The sequence below is a fragment of the Mesorhizobium sp. M7D.F.Ca.US.004.03.1.1 genome (genome assembly GCF_003998635.1).
Classification (GTDB): domain Bacteria; phylum Pseudomonadota; class Alphaproteobacteria; order Rhizobiales; family Rhizobiaceae; genus Mesorhizobium; species Mesorhizobium loti.
The window spans coordinates 1-2,466 of the sequence record NZ_RZQG01000863.1; the positions used below are offsets into that span (position 1 = coordinate 1).

3 protein-coding genes and 1 pseudogene are annotated in these 2,466 nt (G+C 60.0%); 3 read left to right on the forward strand and 1 reads right to left on the reverse strand.

Translation table 11 applies throughout. The annotated features are described in order from the left end of the window. The coding region (locus EN935_RS31035) for a 3-oxoacyl-[acyl-carrier-protein] synthase III C-terminal domain-containing protein (RefSeq protein ID WP_281040369.1) at positions 1–276 on the forward strand (276 nt) is incomplete at its 5' end. A gap of 58 nt (positions 277–334) precedes the next feature. Further along, positions 335–787, forward strand: coding sequence for an aspartate 1-decarboxylase (panD, locus tag EN935_RS31040; RefSeq protein WP_127373969.1), 453 nt, complete (start codon positions 335–337; stop codon positions 785–787). 254 nt (positions 788–1,041) lie between these two features. Here panD and rocF read toward each other — a convergent pair. After that, a pseudogene (gene rocF / locus EN935_RS31045) lies at positions 1,042–1,764 on the reverse strand (arginase); the annotation flags it as partial. Positions 1,765–1,887: 123 nt separating this feature from the next. Here rocF and EN935_RS31050 point away from each other — a divergent pair. Continuing rightward, positions 1,888–2,325 (forward strand): Lrp/AsnC family transcriptional regulator, encoded by a 438-nt coding sequence (locus EN935_RS31050; protein ID WP_127266120.1) that lies wholly within the window; start codon positions 1,888–1,890, stop codon positions 2,323–2,325. Positions 2,326–2,466: the final 141 nt, after the last annotated feature.

Sequence of the window (2,466 nt, forward strand, 5' to 3'; positions counted from 1 at the left end):
GCATTGGCCACAGCCCGGATGCGGCCGCGGAACATCGATCGGTTCGTGCCGCATCAGGCCAATGCCCGCATCTTTGATGCGGTCGGACGAAACCTCGGCATTGCGGATCAAGCAATCGTCAAGACGATCGTCGATTACGGCAACTCCTCCTCCGCCACGATCCCGCTCTCTCTGTCGTTGGCCCATCAAATAAAGCCGTTTCGGCTTGGCGAGAAAATTCTTCTGGCGGCAGCGGGTGCGGGCCTCAGCGGCGGCGCACTCGTCGTCGGAGTTTAGCCGAATAACTGGCTGCTCCGAGGGCGGCAGGATTCATGATGGATAGGACAACAGACCCATGCGAAAAATAGTCGCCGGCAAGCTGCACGGTATCTTCGTCACCGAAGCGAATCTCAACTACCACGGTTCGATAACGCTCGACCCTGACCACTGCGAAGAAGCAGGGATCCTGCCCATGGAATTCGTGGAGATATGGAACAAGAACTCCGGTGCACGGATTTCAACCTATGTCATCCTCGGCGAGCGCGGTTCACGATGCTGTATCCTCAATGGAGCGGCGGCCCGCACCTGCCAGCCCGACGACCAGATCATTGTCTGCAACTCCATCTATCTGGACGAAGCGCACATAACTTCACTAAAGCCGCGGATCGTCACTTTCGACCAGGATAACAACATACTGGACCGCCTGAGCTACTCCGTCGACCTTGACGCGCAGGGTCGCTATAGTTTCTCGATCCTTGACGAGGCGAATGAGCCTTTGGCCATTCCTGCGCTGGTCTCCGGAGGGTGACCTGCGCCGCATATGTGAGAGAGGCTCTCCGCCCGTTACAACTCGCCCAGCGCTGGAGAGAAGACCTAGCCTCACGGATCATGACACTGCAGCTTCGAGGTGAGGCCCCGCCGCGCCTTTCGCAGCAGCGGGCTTTCGGCAGATGGCGCTTGTCCGCATCTTCACGGTTAGGCCGACAGCCACGCGGCTCGACTTCTGTCTGAAGTCAGTTGCGGTGTCGGCTTGCAAATTCATGCCGCTTTTTCGGGCGCCGCGGTGGTGCCGACAGCCGGCGCTATGGCAGGGTCGAGAAAATCGACATCGAGCGAGACGTGCAACATCCCCTGTTCCGCCTCGACGCCGGCAAGAAATGTGCGCAACAGCTTGCCGATGCCGTGCTCATCAATGGCGCGCATGTCGTGCGCGGTCACACCGGCCACGTTGAGAGCGGTCCGCTCTGCCACGTCCACGCTTCGTAAGCCCATTGCACAGATACGCCCCGGATCGACCGGTGTCTTAAGATCGGGGAAATAGCCGGCAAAGCCTGGCTGGCCGCTGGCATAGGCGAGCGGTACGCCATGCAAATTCCCGCTGGCTGTCGTGTCAAGCGTATGAAAGTCGGGATGTGCATCGAGCCAGAGCACGAAAAGCGGCCTGCCCTGCTCGGCCGCGCGATGCGCCACGCCAGACAGGCTGCCGGCGGTCATGGAATGGTCGCCACCAAGAAAGATCGGCATCGCATCGTCGCAGGCCAGGAAGGCAGTCTCGGCAATGGCTTTTGTCCACGCCGCGATCTGTGGCAGGGACTTCAGCGCGGTGTTGTCGTGGACGAGAGGCTGCGCAGCGGCGGGTTGCACTGTGCCCCAGTCCTCCACCTCATGGCCTAATTCCTGCAGAGTAGCGACCAGTCCGGCTGTGCGCAACGCGCTCGGCCCCATCTCGCAACCCATGCGGCCGGCGCCATCCTGTACTGGTGCACCAATGATTCTAATGCGCATCCAAAGCTCTCCCTCACTCACGACATTGAACCGGCGCGGAGTGGCGAGGTGAAGAGAACAGTTTGGCAAAAGCATCAAATCAGCTTATCAGATTGCTCGTTTTATATGCCGATATGGACCCCTATGGACTCGCTAAACCAACGGCTCATCACCGTCCTGCGTCACGATGCTCGCCGGTCAATTTCAGACCTGGCCAGTGAGCTCGGGGTTTCGCGCGCCACAGTGCGCTCGCGCATGGAGCGGCTGGAGGCCGCTGGGGATATTATCGGCTATACGGTAATCCTGCGCGCGGACGCGGTCGACCAGGCCGTGCGCGGCATCATGTTGGTTGAAATCGAGGGTCACGCGACCGCGCGTGTCATAAAGGGGTTGGGAGGATTTCCCGAGGTTTCCGCGATCCACACCACCAATGGCCGTTGGGATCTGGTGGTCGAAATCAGTGCACGCTCCCTGACTGATTTCGATTCCATCCTACGACGCATTCGTCTCCTGCAAGGCATAACTGGGAGCGAGACAAGCTTGCTCCTGGCAACGCCGCGGACGACAAAAGCGAGAATATAGTCGGATGCACGAACGTCACACGAGACCGACTCGCTCGGTTTTCGGGAACGTTGGACAATTCGTGAGGCGAAATGACAGGTGGCCCTTCTCCTGGGACATGGCGGCGGGGGAGAAGGGCGCGGCATTGGCGCGGCCTTAGCC